This window comes from Neisseria sp. 83E34, from assembly GCF_001308015.1.
Lineage (GTDB): Bacteria > Pseudomonadota > Gammaproteobacteria > Burkholderiales > Neisseriaceae > Neisseria.
The window spans coordinates 263,369-276,822 of the sequence record NZ_LGYH01000002.1; the positions used below are offsets into that span (position 1 = coordinate 263,369).

Genomic DNA, 13,454 nt, shown 5'->3' on the forward strand with positions numbered 1-13,454 from the left:
TACGTTCGTCATACTCGGGCTTGATCCGAGTATCTTTATAAGATTTTTGGAATATTAAGATACTCGGGTCAGACAGGACTATGATGAAGTATGACGGGACTATGATGAAAAGTTTATTTTATAAACTTCAGGCCGTCTGAAAGCCGTAGGCTGCTAAAGAAACCAAAACAGATTGGAATAATATGGATCTCACGCTTTGGCATTATCTGGCAATTGCCGTGTTAGGCATTCTGGCAAGCATCATCAATATCTTGGCGGGCGGTGGTTCCAACCTGATTCTGCCTTTGTTGATGGCCTTCGGCGTGCCGCCCGATATTGCCAACGGCAGCAACCGCGTCGGCATTTTTTTCCAATCGCTAACCGGTATCCGCGGTTTTAGAAACGCCGGCGTGTTACCCACGCACGATTTGCGTGGCATCTTGCTGCCTATGGTGGCCGGCGGTTTGGCCGGTTCGATATTGGCTTCGGTGCTGCCTAATCACATTCTGAAACCCGCTTTGCTCGTCTGCATTCTCGGCGTGGCCACGCTCACTTTTCTCAAACCGCAGCTTCTGTTGCCGCCGCAAAACGTGCGGGAGCGTAAAGTGTCCGACACACGCGGCGCGGCGGCTTTGCTGTTTGCAGTCGGTATCTACGGCGGTTTTGTACAGGCAAGCACCGCGTTTCTGCTGCTGCCCGTGTTGGCGGGCGTGCTGCATTACAACCTGCTGCGTGCCAATGCCTTGAAACTGGTGTGTACGCTGGCGTTTACCATCGTGGCTTTGGCCGTGTTTATCGTGCAGGGGCAGATTTGGTGGGATGTCGGCCTCGTGCTGGCGGCAGGCAACGCACTCGGCTCGATGATCGGCGTGAAAATTGCGTTGAAGCTCTCACCTAATACTTTGCGCAAAATTTTATTTGTGATGACGGTAGTAGCCGTGGCTGCCGCGTTTTTGAAATAGATGAATGAGGCCGTCTGAAGACATAGGTTTGAAAAGATAAACTCATGAATATGCCTAAACCTTACCGCTTTTTGTTGTTTGCTTTGGCCATACCCATATTTCAGACGGCCTGCACGCCTGAAAGCAGCAGCAAGCCTCAAGCCGAACGCGAAGTGTTATCCGCAGTTGTCGCCAATGATTCGGCTTCTTGGGTCGGCATCTATCGGGGCGAACTGCCTTGCGCCGACTGTGATTACATCGAAGCTACCATCGTGTTGCATGATAATCTGCATTACAGTTTGACTACCCGACACGTCGGTAGAGTGGCCGGACTATTGCCTACCGAAACCCGCGGCACTTTCCATTGGCGCGACGACGGCCTGCTGCAATTGGATGCGGCGGGCGACAATATGGTGTTTTTTGTTCACGAAAAAGGCTTACAGATGCGCGGCAACGACGGCAAAGCCTATCCAAACAGCCAAGGAAAAATCTGCGGTTTGGCTAAAACCGGCAGTTTTGTGCCCGGGCAGTGAGCGGATAAAGTTTCACTGGCATAAACGAATAAATCTCGGAAAGATGATGTTGTCTTATATCGAACTGGTAAAAACGATTTATGTGCCTTTATCCGAAGTTCACGATTGTGCCACGGACTTTAAAATCGAAATCCTCAAGCATCCAGACGGCACTTTTTCCGCCCGATTATTCAGACAGGAGTATTATGCTCTGAAGCCGAGTTTTGAAGCGGAAGAGATGATAGCGGATGAAATCGTGTATGTACCCGACAGCCACAGCATCCGCGATTGGCCGGAAAAAAGATATGCTTCGGTCGAGCAGTGCATACAGCACAGCTTGGAGGCGTTGGAAAATTTTTTTCATTAAAATAATAATTTAACTGTAACTTTTTTATTTTTGAACGGACAATAAAAAATCGGAAGAGGAACGAAAGCCATGTCCCAAGCCCTATTAAAAGATGTGAAATTCGACAGTAACGGCTTAGTTTGCGCCATCGCACAAGACGCCAAAACCCTGCGCGTGCTGATGGTGGCGTGGATGAATGCCGAAGCGCTGCAAAAAACCGCCGAAACCGGCTATGCCCACTATTACAGCCGTTCGCGCCAAAAGCAATGGATGAAAGGCGAAGAATCGGGGCATACGCAAAAAGTACACGAGCTGCGTTTGGACTGCGACGGTGATGCGGTGATTATGCTGATAGAGCAAGCCGGCGGCATTGCCTGCCACACCGGCCGCGAAAGCTGCTTCTACCGTGTGTGGCGCGATGGCGAGTGGCAGATTGTGGATGCTGTGTTAAAAAACGAAAAAGAAATTTACGGGCATACGCACGGTTGATGCCTGTCTGAAATAAATATGCCGCAGCGCGGCTAAATTGAATCAAGAGAATATAACTATGACCGACCAAGTTTTAATCCAAATCCAAAATGTGATTGATTCCCGCAAAGGCCAAGACCCGGAAACGTCTTATGTGGCCCAGCTTCTGCACAAAGGCGAAGATAAAATCCTGAAAAAAGTGATTGAAGAAGCGGGCGAAGTGCTGATGGCTTCCAAAGACGGCGGCGGCGAGCATTTGGTTTATGAAGTGGCGGATTTGTGGTTTCACACGCAAGTGTTGCTGACGCATCACGGTTTGCGCGTTGAAGATGTGTTGAACGAGTTGGCGCGCAGGCAGGGTTTGTCGGGGCTGGCGGAAAAAGCAGCACGGCAGGAAAGCTGAATTTGTATTAAAATCTGTATTTATTCAATGGGCAGGCGCTGCGTGCTGATACAATAGCGGAGCCGCCCTACGGTTTCGGAGTATTTTTGATGACTGACTGTATTTTCTGCAAAATCGTGGATAAGCAAATCCCTGCAAGTGTGGTGTATGAAGATGATGAGATGCTGTGTTTTAAAGACATCCAGCCTGCCGCGCCGGTGCATTTGCTGTTGATTCCCAAAGTGCATTTCGATTCGTTGGCGCATGCCAAGCCCGAGCATGAAGCGCTGTTGGGCAGAATGATGATGAAAGTGCCGCAAATTGCAGAGGCTAACGGCTTGGCAAACGGTTTCAAAACCCAAATCAATACAGGTAAAGGCGGCGGTCAGGAAGTGTTTCATCTGCATATCCATATTATGGGGCGGCCTGTTTGATGCCTGTCTGAAAATGTTTGGCGCATTTCATTATTTTGATTATTAAAGCTTTAAAAAGGAAAACTTATGGGCAGCTTTTCAATTTGGCACTGGATCATTGTATTGGTGATTGTGGTGCTGGTGTTTGGCACGAAAAAACTGCGCAATGTCGGTAAAGATTTGGGTGGTGCGGTGCACGATTTTAAAAAAGGTTTGAATGAAGGCTCGGATGAGGCGAAAAAAGACGATGTGATTGAGCATCAAGCCGATGAGAGCGGCAATAAAGACAAACAAGCCTGATTATGTTTGATTTCGGTTTCAGCGAGTTATTGTTGATCGGCGTGGTGGCCCTGATTGTGTTGGGGCCGGAGCGCCTGCCTAAAGTGGCACGTACTGCGGGCCAGTGGGCCGGCAGAATCCAATACTTTGTGAACAATGTTAAATCCGAGCTGGGCCGGCAGATTGATGCTTCTGAATTGAGCAGCGTTAAAAAAGATGTGGAAGACGCAGCAAAGGATTTTAAAGAAAGCTTTCAAAGTGTAGGCGATTCGCTAAAAGAAAGCTCGCAAACCATACGGGATGAGCTGGATTTGCGCCCTGCTTGGGATCGTTTGCCGCCGCAGCGCACGCCTGCCGATTTTCGTTTGGATGAAGCGGGCAAGCCTTTGGTGGATTTACATGATTTTGATGCAGACGATTATGGCTCGGATTATGGCTTGCGACATGCGCCGCCGCCGGTGTCGCTTAAGCGGCGCGCTATGATGCAGCGGCGCGATATGCGCCCGAAATACCGTGCCCGCCCGCGTTTGAGCGTGAGAAAAGGGCAGGGGCGGTAAGTTTGTTTGCTTTGTGCTGACTTTTCAGACAGGCATGCTTAATGAAAACTTTCTAACGCGTCATTCAGTTTATAAAAGCAGTAACGGCGGTGAAATCCGGCTGTTAAATTATATGGATAAAAAGTGACTGAGCAAACTCAGACTCTGGTCGAACATCTTATTGAGCTGCGCCGCCGTTTGGTGTGGATTGTTGTAGTGATGTCGGTGGCATTCTTTGCTGCCATGCCTTTTGCGCAACAACTCTACACATTTGTAGCACAACCTTTGATGGCGAATCTGCCGAAAGGCACGAGCATGATTGCTACGGAAGTGATTGCGCCTTTTTTTGTGCCGGTTAAAGTGGCGCTGATGGCGGCGTTTTTGGCTACGTTGCCGCACACGCTTTATCAAGTTTGGGCGTTTGTGGCCCCCGCGCTTTATAAACATGAGAAAAAACTGATTTTTCCACTGGTGCTCTCCAGCTTGATTTTGTTTGCCTGCGGTATGGCGTTTGCCTATTTTTTGGTTTTTCCGGTGATCTTCAAGTTTTTGGCCGGTGTAACGCCGGAGGGCGTGAATATGGCGACGGATATTGATAAATATCTGTCGTTTGTATTGGGCATGTTTGTGGCATTCGGTGCAACTTTTGAAACGCCGGTGGTGGTGGTTTTGCTGCACCGGATGGGTGTGGTTTCCATGGAAAAAATGAAAGCGGCAAGACCTTATGTGATTGTGGGCGCGTTTGTGGTGGCGGCTGTGATTACGCCGCCGGATGTGATTTCACAATTTATGTTGGCGGTGCCGTTGATAGTGCTGTATGAATTGGGTTTGGTGCTGGCACGAATGTTCAAGCCGGTAGAGCGTGTGGCTGAAGAATATGAAAATTAACGGTAGGCTTGGATGGGTGTATAACTGAGCCGGTTATGGTTGTTATTTTCAGACAGGCATTAGCGCCTTGGAATTAAATCGGAAAAGAATCGTCTGAAGTCTTAAGGGGTTTCAGGCGAGCTTTTATTTATGGTATTTGATAACTATATTTAATATTTTGAAATGAATTATCATGAAAAACAATGGCCGCAAAGAGCTGCTGTCGTCAGCTTGATTGGCATGATTATCCTGAGCCTTGTTTGGGAGTTGTGGCTGGCACCTTTGCGCGAAGGCGGATCTTGGATGGCTTTAAAAACTTTGCCCTTGTGTTTGCCTCTGGCCGGTGTATTGAAAGGAAAAGTGTATACTTTTCAATGGTCGTGCATGATGATTTTGATTTATTTTGCCGAAGCGGTGATGCGTTTGTTTGATGTGCAGCCGCTGAGTAGGGTGTGCGCCGCGTTGATGTTGGTGTTGAGCGTGGTGTTTTTTATTGCTTGTTTGGCTTTTGTAAAAAATAAAAGAAAGGCCGCTTTGTGATTTTGGATTATGTGGAAAGCCGTAAAACCGATACGACTGTGTTGGTGTTCGGATTGGCGTTTATCTGTATCGTGCCGTTTATGTCAATCTGGCGAACCGGGCCGCTCTCGAGCTTTTATCTGGAAAGTGCGTCGTTGCTGCTTGCTTTGTTGTTTGCATTGGGTAGTGCGCTTTCGGGAAAATTAAGTACGCAGATACCGCGGGGCGGGGTGTATTTTTTTGCTCTGGCAGCTTATTGGGCGGTGCAGGCAAGGGTTATGGAGCTGCCTTATCCGGGCATGAGCGATATGGCGGCATGGTCGTTTGCGGTCATTGCGCTGATGCTTTGGGCATGCAGGGGCTGGGTGCAGGAGGTCGGGCAGGAGCGGGTGGTCACGGTGTTTGCTTCGGTGTTGGTTACCGGAGCGCTGCTGCAATCGCTGGTTTGCATTTTGCAGTTTACCGGTTGGGCTTCTCATTTGAAGGGTTATGTACTGTACAGCGATATCAACAATATCATGGGGCAATTGGCGCAGCGCAATCATCTGGGGCATTATTTAATGTGGGGTGTGGTTGCAGCGGCGTTTCTATGGTCGCAGAGGCGGGTGTCTAATTGGTTCGGCTGCTTTATGACAGTATATCTGGCGCTGATTATGGGCATGGTGAATTCGCGCAGCCTGTTTGCTTATGTGGCGGCGATTGCTTTGTTGGCGGTGTTTTGGCGGTGGCGCAGAGGTAAGGAAGGCAATCATGCATTGAAGGTATTTTTGTTTGCCTTGTTGATGGTGGTGGTGGTACAGCTTTCATTTGATAAGCTGATGGCGCTGATGGGCATTGATTATTTCAGCGCGCTCGACAGGATGGGCAGCAAGGATTTTGCGTCTTCCCCGCGCGAAGTTGAGTGGGTGCGCGCGTGGCATATTTTTCTGGCAGCGCCGGTATGGGGGCACGGCTGGGAATCGTATTCGTTGCAAAGTTTTTTAACCAATGTGTTTCCTACCGGCTGGCGCAATGATGAAACCAGTGTGCTCTATACGCATTCGCACAATATCGTTTTGCAGATTTTGGCGGATATGGGGCTGGTAGGTGCGTTATTGGTATTCGGCGGTTTGCTTTGGGTGGTGTGGCCTTATTTTAAAAAACCGGTAAGTAATGAGAATTTTCTGCCGCTGGCTCTGCTTTCTGTATCGTTTAGCCATTCGTTGCTGGAATATCCCTTGTGGTACGTTTATTTTTTAGTGCCGGTGGGGTTGATGCTGGGCATGCAAGATACTAAGCAAATTGCCGATTCAGACAGGCCTCAGGTTAAATGGTTGAATTGGGGTGTGGCCGTTTTGTCGATATTTATTATCGTCGGTATCGTGCGTTTGGGTTTTGTGTATACCGAGTTGGTAAAATTCAATACCATCGAGAAAACGGAAACTGCTGAGCAGACACAGGAAAAAATCAACGGTATGTTGAAAATTGCCAGAACCGAACCCATGTTACGGTATTATGCGCAGCTTTCTTTGATGCGTCGCGCTTCGCCTAGTGATGCTGAGCTCCAGCCGTGGGCAGTTGGCGCTGCTTTGGAAGCTATGGTGTTCCGCCCTTATGCCAATGCGCATGTGGTGGGTATGTATCTCTATCGAACGGGCCACCAAGCGGCAGGCCGGAAGTGGATGCGCATGATGTATGAGTATTATCCGATGCAGATGCCGTTTTACATTTCCCAGATAGACAAATCATCATATCTGGCAGGGCTGCGTCAGGAATGGGAGCAGGGTTGTGCGGAGTATGCAAAAATAAATCCAAACGCAAAGCCTTGTAGAAATGAGAGATAATGCCTGTCTGAAAAATCGGACGGCTAAGATTTAATTTTTATGTAAAGCCCTTGACATTCCGTGCAAAAAAGAGCAAAGGGGCAAACAGACATGCTACCAAAAATACAGGCTTGCATGTTAAGATAGTTATGCCCCTTCATACGGAAGGCATCCTTAAAATTTTAAAGACAACCAGATAAGGAAATATGCAATGAGCCATGTGTTATTGGTAGACGACGACGCTTTATTAACCGAATTGCTGACTGAATATCTCACAGCCGAAGGTTTGTCGGTAAATAGCGTGCCGGATGGTGAAGCAGGTGTGCAAGAAATTTTGTCCGGCAACTATGATGTGGTTGTATTGGATTCTATGATGCCGAAAATGAACGGTTTGGAAGTGTTGAAAACCGTGCGTGCGCAGAGCACGATTCCTGTGATCATGCTTACCGCCAAGGGTGACGACATTGACCGTATCATCGGTTTGGAAATGGGTGCTGACGATTATGTACCCAAACCATGCACCCCGCGTGAACTTTTGGCTCGCATCAACGCCATTCTGCGTCGTGCCCAAAGCGCAGCCGAGCAAAGCACAGCGCCCAACAGCATTTCAGTAAGTAACGTTACTTTGTATCCGGCCAAGCGCCAGGCAACCATCGGCGAAGAGCCTCTGGAATTGACCAGCACCGAATTCAATCTTTTAGAAGTGCTGATGCGCCATGCAGGCCAAGTAGTAAGTAAGGAAACGCTGTCAATTGAGGCGCTTGACCGAAAATTGGCTAAATTTGACCGCAGTATTGATGTGCATATTTCCAGCATCCGCCATAAGCTGGGTGATGCTTCTTTAATTCAAACCGTACGCGGCTTGGGTTATTTATTCGTTAAAAACTGATTGCAAACAGACTATTCATGAAACTGTTTCAACGTATATTCGCCACGTTTTGCGCCGTAATTATCTGCGCCATATTCGTGGCGAGTTTTTCTTTCTGGGTGGTGCAAAATACCATTGCGGAAAACCATTTCAAGCAGCAGCGTGTGTTGGAAACAACGTTGCTCAACAGCATGATTTCGGCTTTCCGTGCGCGTGGTGCACAAGGTGCAAAAGACACATTAAAAGAGTGGAGCGAGCACCCGATTTCCAAAAACGTATACATGATTACCGGGGATAACCGCAAAGACGTACTCGGCAGGTCGATAGACCCTAAAGTGGTCGAAACCATGCGGAACACGGCCATCAAGCAGGTAGATTTGGAGCACGCGCGCATTGAATACGACAGATGGGGCGAAGAATATTTATTCTTTGTGCGAGACTGGAAAACCCGCCAGCTTCAGCGCCCGACCAGCCCGCTGTTTATTCCTGGTTTGCCGCTCGAGCCGGTATGGCATGAAATTATTATTTTGAGCTTCATTTTTGTGGTCGGGTTGCTGCTGGCTTATATCTTGGCCAACAACATTACCAAACCTATCCGGATTTTAGGCCGGGGTATGAACAGGCTGGCATCGGGTGATTTGGAAACACGTATTTCACAGCAAATGACCGATCGCGATGACGAATTATCCCAATTGGCAGATCAGTTTGACAAAATGGCGCAGCAATTGCAGAAGCTGGTGGAAAAAGAGCGCCATCTCTTACACCATGTGTCACACGAAATGCGCTCGCCGCTTGCGCGCATGCAGGCGATTGTCGGGTTGATTCAGGCGCAGCCGAAAAAGCAGGACGAATATTTGCAGCGTTTGGAAAGTGAATTGGTGCGTATGGATGCGTTGGTGGGTGAGCTGTTGACCCTTTCCCGCCTTGAAACCGACAATATCACTATGGAAAAAGAAAATCTTGCACTGGTGCCGTTTTTACGCCACTTAGTGGAAGACAGCCAAGCTGTTGCGGAAAAAAACCAACAAACCGTGGCATTGGTGGTGGAAAAAGTGCCGGAAGATGCGAAACTTATGGCAAATGAAAGCTATCTGTACCGCGCATTCGATAATGTTATCCGCAACGCTATGAATTACAGCCCCGAAGGCAGCACGATTCAGGTAAAGATTTATCAGGATTCTAAAAACTGGATGGTGGATATAACCGATAATGGCCCGGGTGTGTCGGAAAACCAGTTGCCGCATATTTTCACTGCATTTTACCGTGCCGACAGCAGCGCCAATAAACAGGGCACTGGTTTGGGTCTTGCGCTGGCCAAACATATTATCGAGCAGCATTGCGGTAAGATTATGGCCAACAACATCAGCCCTAACGGCTTGCGGATCCGGTTTGTGCTGCCCAAGAAAGCAAAGGAATTGAAATAAACAAGCGATAACCGGATTTATGAATAATGCCTGTCTGAACGCATTCAGACAGGCATTGGCTTTATATATCGGTATTTTATTTCTGATTATTTTTAAGTGCCTGCTCCAATTGGGCTTTGGGCGAATAACCGGCTTGTACTTTGCCGTTTGGGAAAATCACGGCCGGAGTGCCGGTAAAACCGAGCTGTTCGCCGAGAGAGGTGGTTTCGGCAATCGGATTATCGCATTCTGCCACTGAATCAGGCATCACGCCTTTGCGCATCCAGTTGGTCCAAGCAGCAGTGCGGTCTTTCTGGCACCAAATTTGAACTGATTTTTGATGTGCCTGCGGATGCAGGCTGGCAATCGGCATCATGAAATTGTAGATTGTGATGTCGGTCATTTGGCCGAACTCTCTTTCCAAGCGCTTGCAGAATGGGCAATCCGGATCGGAGAACACTGCAACTTTCAGTTTGCCGTTGCCGCGTACTTCTTTAATTGCCATCTCTAAGGGCAGGCTGGCGAAATCTACGCGGCTGATGTCGGCCATGCGCTCTTCAGTGAGGCTTTTGCGGCTTTTAAGATCGATTAAGTCGCCTACAAACATGTAGTCGGCTTTGGCATCGGTATAAATAATCTGATTCCCGGAAACCACCACTTCAAACAAACCTGCCATCGGCGTGGTTTGGATACTTTGCACTTTTAGCTTTTGGTTGCCGTAAGTTTGTTCCAGCTTGCTGCTGATGGCTTTTGCCGTTGCTTCGGGAACATTGCCTTTGGTAGCAACTTTGGTGTTTTTCTGGGGGCTGCTGGCCGCTTTATGAGCAGGCTGTGCGGAGCTGTCTGCCGTGGGTTGCCCGCAAGCCATCAGAGGCAGGAGTGCCAGCGAGATCAGGATTTTCGATAAGTTCATATTGTTAAAGCTTTCAATCGTATCTTATTTCAAACGTGCAACATTATGCCTAAACCCTTGGGAGACACCAAGAAAATTTATGTAATTTAGCATATGGCGGTTGCCGGTAAGGCAGGTTTGTCAAAGGCTGCAACTTCATGCACAATGCCGTAATTGATTACGGAAACGCTATGATGACCCCGATTCTCGCTTTTGATATCGAAACCGTACCCGATGTGCGCGGCATACGGTTACTTTACGATTTGCCGGATGATATTCCTGATAACGATGTGGTGGCGTTTGCACAACAAAAGCGGCGCGCCCAAACCGGCAATGATTTTATGCAGCTTCATCTGCATCAAGTAGTGGCGATTTCTTGCTGTATGCGCTGGGATGCGGAAAAGATCCATATCGGCACCATAGGGGATGAGCATGACAGTGAAGAAACTGTTATTGCCAGATTTTTCGACCTGATTGAAACGCGTACGCCGCAATTGGTAAGCTGGAACGGCGGCGGCTTTGATTTGCCTGTATTGCACTATCGGGCCTTGATTCACGGTATTACCGCTGCGCGCTATTGGGACATGGGAGAGGGCGACTTTGGCGACAGCCGTGATTTCAAGTGGAATAACTACATCAGCCGCTACCATAACCGCCATTGCGATTTGATGGACTTGCTGGCGCTTTACCAGCCGCGCGCCAATGTGCCGCTAGACGATATGGCCAAACTTTGCGGTTTCCCGGGTAAATTGGGCATGGACGGCAGCAAGGTTTGGGAAGCCTTTCAGACAGGCATGGTTAAAGCCATCCGTGATTATTGCGAAACCGATGCGGCCAACACTTATTTAATGTACCTGCGTTTCCGGCTGATGAGCGGCGCACTGGATGGCGATGAATATGAGCAGGAAATCCGTATTCTGCGCAATTATCTGAAAACACAGGAAGATAAGGAGCATTGGCGGGAATTTTTGGCCGCATGGCGGTAAAAAAGATGATGCCTGTCTGAACTCTGTGTGTGCCGTTTTTCAATTAAAACCAGATTGTTATGTCTATCCAACCTATAAATCAAATTACCCTGATCGGCGTCGGCTTGATTGGCGGCTCGTTTGCGCTGGATCTCAAGCGCAAAGGTTTGGTGCGCCGCGTGGTTGGTGTGGACGTGAATAGGGAGAACCTTGAGCGTGCGCTTGAGCGTAAAGTGATTGATGAGATGGCGGAAGGCATCCGTCCACAGAGCATTGCCGGTTCGGATTTGGTGCTGATTGCAACGCCGGTGGCGACGTTGCCTGTGATTTGTACCGAGTTGGCGCCCCTGTTAAGTGCGCAAACCATAGTCAGTGATGTAGGCAGCACCAAGCAGTCGGCCATTCAGGCATTTGCCCGCTATTTGCCCGAGCATTTGCCCAATTGTGTGGCTGCGCATCCGATTGCCGGTTCAGACAGGCATGGTGCCTTGGCGGCCAAGTTTGGTTTGTATGAGGGTAAAAAGCTGATTCTGTGTCCGCACGAGCAACAAAATCCTGTTGCATTAGATTTGATGCAAAGTTTATGGCAGGCAGTGGGTGCACACACTTTTATCATGCCGGCAGAAGAGCATGATGCTATTTTCGCAGCGGTTTCGCATATGCCTCATGTGTTGGCTTTTTCGTATGTGCACCAAATCAAAGACCATGCCGACGGGCAGCTTTACTTGGATTTTGCCGCATCGGGCTTTCGCGATTTTACCCGCATCGCATCCAGCCATCCTGCTATCTGGACGGATATCTGCCTGGCTAACCGACAGGGTTTGCTCGACTTGATTGCGGGGCAGCGCGCCCAGTTGGATACGGTTCAACGTTTATTGGAAACGGGCGATTCTGAGAGCCTGTATCGCTATTTTGAAGAGGCTAAAGCAACACGGGATGATTGGTTGGAGCAACAGGGCTGATATACGGTAAAAGATTTAGGCTATTAAGAATGCCTGTCTGAAAGCATTGGATTCGTAAACATGTTTTCAGACAGGCATTGGCTTTTGCGGTATCGGTTTACAGCTGTTTGCCCAATACAATATTCAGAATACGGCGGATAGGCTCCGCTGCGCCCCACAATAACTGGTCGCCTACGGTAAAGGCGCTGATGTATTCGCCGCCCATAGCCAGTTTGCGGATACGACCGACCGGTACGGTTAAAGTGCCGGTAACGGCAGCGGGTGTCAGCTCGTTAATCGAAGCTTCTTTTTCATTCGGCACTACTTTTACCCAATCATTTGCACCGGCCAATAATTGTTCGATTTCGGCTACCAATAAATCTTTTTTCAGCTTCAAAGTAATCGCTTGGCTGTGGCAGCGCATTGCTCCGACACGTATACATAGGCCGTCAATTATCGTCGGATTGTCGGAATTGCCCAAAATTTTATTGGTTTCCACATCGCCTTTCCATTCTTCTTTAGACTGGCCGTTGCCCAAATCGGCATCGATCCACGGAATCAGGCTGCCGGCCAGCGGTACGCCGAAGTTGGCTTTGGGATAGGCTTCGCTGCGCAGGAAATCGGAAACTTTGCGGTCGATATCCAGAATTGCGCTGGCTGGGTTTGCCAATTCGTCAGCTACTTGGTGATGGATGGCGCCCATGCCGCTGATAAGTTCGCGCATGTTTTTTGCTCCCGCGCCGGAAGCGGCTTGATAAGTCATGCTGGTAGCCCATTCAACCAAATTGTTTTGAAACAGGCCGCCCAGCGCCATCAGCATCAGCGATACGGTGCAGTTGCCGCCAATGTAGTTTTTCACGCCGTTTTTGAGGCCGGCATCAATTACATTGCGGTTCACAGGGTCGAGTACGATAATGGCATCATCATTCATGCGAAGTGCAGAAGCGGCATCAATCCAATAGCCGTTCCAACCGCTTTCGCGCAAAGGCGGATACACGGATTTTGTATAGTCGCCACCTTGGCAGGTAACGATAATATCCATGCGCGCCAGCTCTTCGATATTGTTGGCGTCCAACAGTGTTTTGGCTGCTTGGCCAAAATCAGGGGCAGGGCCGCCCACGTTGGAGGTGGTGAAGAAAAAGGCTTCTTTGATATCGGCAAAATCGTTTTCTTCTTGCATGCGCTGCATCAAAACAGAACCGACCATGCCGCGCCAGCCGATAAAACCTACTTTCATTTATGTGCTCCTCAAGAATATGCAGATGTTAATATTTCCGAAAATCAGACAAATATACTCTTTATAGAGTGGGGGTTCAATAGCGAAATAAATGGAACAGAAAA

The 13,454-nt window shown here is 48.8% G+C and carries 17 protein-coding genes; 15 read left to right on the forward strand and 2 right to left on the reverse strand.

The window, feature by feature from the left end:
• Nucleotides 1-182: 182 nt before the first annotated feature.
• The 13 genes from AKG09_RS03495 to AKG09_RS03555 all read left to right on the forward strand — a co-directional run bounded on the left by AKG09_RS03495 (nt 183) and on the right by AKG09_RS03555 (nt 9,336).
• Nucleotides 183-941, forward strand: coding sequence for a sulfite exporter TauE/SafE family protein (locus AKG09_RS03495; protein ID WP_054618096.1), 759 nt, complete (start codon nt 183-185; stop codon nt 939-941).
• Between the two features lie 44 nt (nt 942-985).
• A complete protein-coding gene (locus AKG09_RS03500) occupies nt 986-1,453 on the forward strand; it encodes a copper resistance protein NlpE (RefSeq protein WP_054618097.1) in 468 nt (155 codons plus the stop codon).
• Between the two features lie 43 nt (nt 1,454-1,496).
• Nucleotides 1,497-1,799: a hypothetical protein gene (locus AKG09_RS03505; protein WP_156320788.1), complete on the forward strand. Its 303-nt coding sequence runs from the start codon at nt 1,497-1,499 to the stop codon at nt 1,797-1,799.
• Between the two features lie 69 nt (nt 1,800-1,868).
• The gene (gene hisI / locus AKG09_RS03510) at nt 1,869-2,267 is read left to right on the forward strand and encodes a phosphoribosyl-AMP cyclohydrolase (RefSeq protein WP_054618099.1); all 399 of its coding nucleotides are present in this window, start codon (nt 1,869-1,871) and stop codon (nt 2,265-2,267) included.
• A gap of 58 nt (nt 2,268-2,325) precedes the next feature.
• On the forward strand, nt 2,326-2,649 hold the full coding sequence (locus AKG09_RS03515) for a phosphoribosyl-ATP diphosphatase (protein ID WP_054618100.1): 324 nt from the start codon (nt 2,326-2,328) through the stop codon (nt 2,647-2,649).
• Nucleotides 2,650-2,738: 89 nt separating this feature from the next.
• Entirely contained in the window at nt 2,739-3,062 is a 324-nt protein-coding gene (locus tag AKG09_RS03520; RefSeq protein ID WP_054618101.1) for a histidine triad nucleotide-binding protein, read from the forward strand.
• A gap of 66 nt (nt 3,063-3,128) precedes the next feature.
• Nucleotides 3,129-3,341, forward strand: coding sequence for a Sec-independent protein translocase subunit TatA (gene tatA, locus AKG09_RS03525; protein ID WP_054618102.1), 213 nt, complete (start codon nt 3,129-3,131; stop codon nt 3,339-3,341).
• A gap of 2 nt (nt 3,342-3,343) precedes the next feature.
• On the forward strand, nt 3,344-3,877 hold the full coding sequence (tatB, locus tag AKG09_RS03530) for a Sec-independent protein translocase protein TatB (RefSeq protein WP_054618103.1): 534 nt from the start codon (nt 3,344-3,346) through the stop codon (nt 3,875-3,877).
• Between the two features lie 123 nt (nt 3,878-4,000).
• A complete protein-coding gene (tatC, locus tag AKG09_RS03535) occupies nt 4,001-4,744 on the forward strand; it encodes a twin-arginine translocase subunit TatC (RefSeq protein ID WP_054618104.1) in 744 nt (247 codons plus the stop codon).
• Nucleotides 4,745-4,906: 162 nt separating this feature from the next.
• Complete coding sequence (locus tag AKG09_RS03540) at nt 4,907-5,263, forward strand: DUF2069 domain-containing protein (RefSeq protein ID WP_054618105.1); 357 nt, start codon at nt 4,907-4,909, stop codon at nt 5,261-5,263.
• On the forward strand, nt 5,260-7,065 hold the full coding sequence (locus tag AKG09_RS03545) for a PglL family O-oligosaccharyltransferase (RefSeq protein ID WP_054618106.1): 1,806 nt from the start codon (nt 5,260-5,262) through the stop codon (nt 7,063-7,065). The genes AKG09_RS03540 and AKG09_RS03545 overlap by 4 nt, the downstream gene beginning before the upstream one ends.
• A gap of 190 nt (nt 7,066-7,255) precedes the next feature.
• Nucleotides 7,256-7,933, forward strand: a complete 678-nt coding sequence (locus AKG09_RS03550; protein ID WP_009117542.1) for a response regulator transcription factor — start codon at nt 7,256-7,258, stop codon at nt 7,931-7,933.
• A 17-nt stretch (nt 7,934-7,950) separates the two neighbouring features.
• Nucleotides 7,951-9,336 (forward strand): cell wall metabolism sensor histidine kinase WalK, encoded by a 1,386-nt coding sequence (locus AKG09_RS03555; protein WP_054618107.1) that lies wholly within the window; start codon nt 7,951-7,953, stop codon nt 9,334-9,336.
• Nucleotides 9,337-9,412: 76 nt separating this feature from the next.
• On the opposite strand, the gene AKG09_RS03560 is transcribed toward AKG09_RS03555, so the two are convergent.
• Entirely contained in the window at nt 9,413-10,228 is an 816-nt protein-coding gene (locus AKG09_RS03560; RefSeq protein WP_054618108.1) for a DsbC family protein, read from the reverse strand.
• Nucleotides 10,229-10,401: 173 nt separating this feature from the next.
• On the opposite strand from AKG09_RS03560, the gene AKG09_RS03565 reads away from it, so the two are divergent.
• Nucleotides 10,402-11,193, forward strand: coding sequence for a 3'-5' exonuclease (locus tag AKG09_RS03565; RefSeq protein WP_054618137.1), 792 nt, complete (start codon nt 10,402-10,404; stop codon nt 11,191-11,193).
• Nucleotides 11,194-11,252: 59 nt separating this feature from the next.
• The gene (locus AKG09_RS03570) at nt 11,253-12,134 is read left to right on the forward strand and encodes a prephenate dehydrogenase/arogenate dehydrogenase family protein (RefSeq protein ID WP_054618109.1); all 882 of its coding nucleotides are present in this window, start codon (nt 11,253-11,255) and stop codon (nt 12,132-12,134) included.
• Between the two features lie 97 nt (nt 12,135-12,231).
• Here the strand turns inward: AKG09_RS03570 and asd are convergent, their stop codons facing one another.
• Nucleotides 12,232-13,350, reverse strand: coding sequence for an aspartate-semialdehyde dehydrogenase (asd, locus tag AKG09_RS03575; protein WP_054618110.1), 1,119 nt, complete (start codon nt 13,348-13,350; stop codon nt 12,232-12,234).
• Nucleotides 13,351-13,454: the final 104 nt, after the last annotated feature.

What these genes read in the sequence shown, in the direction of transcription:
- hisI (WP_054618099.1), top strand. Translation starts at nt 1,869, where the DNA reads ATGTCCCAAGCCCTATTAAAAGATGTGAAATTCGACAGTAACGGCTTA.
- AKG09_RS03495 (WP_054618096.1), top strand. Translation starts at nt 183, where the DNA reads ATGGATCTCACGCTTTGGCATTATCTGGCAATTGCCGTGTTAGGCATT.
- AKG09_RS03550 (WP_009117542.1), top strand. Translation starts at nt 7,256, where the DNA reads ATGAGCCATGTGTTATTGGTAGACGACGACGCTTTATTAACCGAATTG.
- AKG09_RS03500 (WP_054618097.1), top strand. Translation starts at nt 986, where the DNA reads ATGAATATGCCTAAACCTTACCGCTTTTTGTTGTTTGCTTTGGCCATA.
- tatB (WP_054618103.1), top strand. Translation starts at nt 3,344, where the DNA reads ATGTTTGATTTCGGTTTCAGCGAGTTATTGTTGATCGGCGTGGTGGCC.
- AKG09_RS03515 (WP_054618100.1), top strand. Translation starts at nt 2,326, where the DNA reads ATGACCGACCAAGTTTTAATCCAAATCCAAAATGTGATTGATTCCCGC.
- AKG09_RS03570 (WP_054618109.1), top strand. Translation starts at nt 11,253, where the DNA reads ATGTCTATCCAACCTATAAATCAAATTACCCTGATCGGCGTCGGCTTG.
- AKG09_RS03565 (WP_054618137.1), top strand. Translation starts at nt 10,402, where the DNA reads ATGACCCCGATTCTCGCTTTTGATATCGAAACCGTACCCGATGTGCGC.
- tatA (WP_054618102.1), top strand. Translation starts at nt 3,129, where the DNA reads ATGGGCAGCTTTTCAATTTGGCACTGGATCATTGTATTGGTGATTGTG.
- AKG09_RS03555 (WP_054618107.1), top strand. Translation starts at nt 7,951, where the DNA reads ATGAAACTGTTTCAACGTATATTCGCCACGTTTTGCGCCGTAATTATC.
- asd (WP_054618110.1), bottom strand. Translation starts at nt 13,350, where the DNA reads ATGAAAGTAGGTTTTATCGGCTGGCGCGGCATGGTCGGTTCTGTTTTG.
- AKG09_RS03505 (WP_156320788.1), top strand. Translation starts at nt 1,497, where the DNA reads ATGATGTTGTCTTATATCGAACTGGTAAAAACGATTTATGTGCCTTTA.
- AKG09_RS03520 (WP_054618101.1), top strand. Translation starts at nt 2,739, where the DNA reads ATGACTGACTGTATTTTCTGCAAAATCGTGGATAAGCAAATCCCTGCA.
- AKG09_RS03560 (WP_054618108.1), bottom strand. Translation starts at nt 10,228, where the DNA reads ATGAACTTATCGAAAATCCTGATCTCGCTGGCACTCCTGCCTCTGATG.
- AKG09_RS03540 (WP_054618105.1), top strand. Translation starts at nt 4,907, where the DNA reads ATGAATTATCATGAAAAACAATGGCCGCAAAGAGCTGCTGTCGTCAGC.